The organism is Sphingomonas sp. PSPC2-2 (genome assembly GCF_049897725.1).
Classification (GTDB): Bacteria; Pseudomonadota; Alphaproteobacteria; order Sphingomonadales; family Sphingomonadaceae; genus Sphingomonas.
In genome coordinates, this window is sequence record NZ_JAFCWU010000036.1 from 1 (window position 1) to 927 (window position 927).

The window sequence follows — 927 nt, forward strand, 5'->3', positions numbered from 1 at the left end:
TTGGGCCCTCGGCGCTGACGGAGGCCATGGGCATGCTCAACCACCATTTCGCAGCAGCCGCCTGATCGGCGCAGAGCGACAGCCTACCTCTGACTGCCGCCAATCTTTGCAACAGAGCCCGCTCTGGCGATACACTCGTCATTTGGAAGCTCGACCGGCTCGGGCGCGATTTGCGGCATTTGGTGAACACAGTCGGCGACCTCACCAAACGCGGAGTCGGACTAAAGGTGCTGACTGGTGAAGGTGCTTCGATCGATACCACCACCGCAAACGGCCGACTGATCTTCGCCATCTTCGCAGGGCTGGCGGAGTTCGAGCGCGAGTTGATCGTCGAACGCACCAAGGCGGGGCTCGCGTCCGCGCGTGCCCGCGGCCGGCAGGGCGGACGACCGTTTAAGATGACACCGGCCAAGCTACGGCTTGCACAGGCGGCTATGGGAAAGCCTGAAACCAAAGTTGCCGAGCTATGTGCCGAGTTGGGCGTCACTCGGCAGACGCTCTACCGGCATGTCACGCCCGATGGGCGGATTAGACCGGACGGTGAGAAGCTGCTTGCTCGACGAAACCGCACGTCGTGAGCCAACCGATCTCTGAGACAATTGCGCTTCGCCCAGGGTTTGAACGTCTCCTCTTCGGTGTGCTTCTCGCATCCACCATCGGCGATGAGATTACGCAGGTGGCGCTCGTGTTCCGGGTAGCTCCGGCCGGCTCTGGTCCGCAAATAGCAGCCCTGCTGATTGCGCTTCTGCTGCCCGGTGCTTTGGTCGCGCCGTACGCGGGCAAGCTGGTCGATCACCACGATGCTGCAAAAATCCTCGCCGCGACCTCGTTGGCGCAGGCGTTCGTCTCGGGCGTGATCGCGTTCACAGGAGGCGTGACCGCAGCGCTCACCGGCGCGGCCATGCTCAGCTTCCTGTTCGCGTTTAG

The 927-nt window shown here is 62.8% G+C and carries 2 pseudogenes; both read left to right on the top strand.

The window, feature by feature from the left end:
- Window positions 1-86: 86 nt before the first annotated feature.
- Window positions 87-578, top strand: a pseudogene (locus tag ACP7BY_RS20975) (recombinase family protein); the annotation flags it as partial.
- Window positions 575-927: pseudogene (locus tag ACP7BY_RS20980) on the top strand (MFS transporter); the annotation flags it as partial. The pseudogenes ACP7BY_RS20975 and ACP7BY_RS20980, both read left to right, overlap by 4 nt.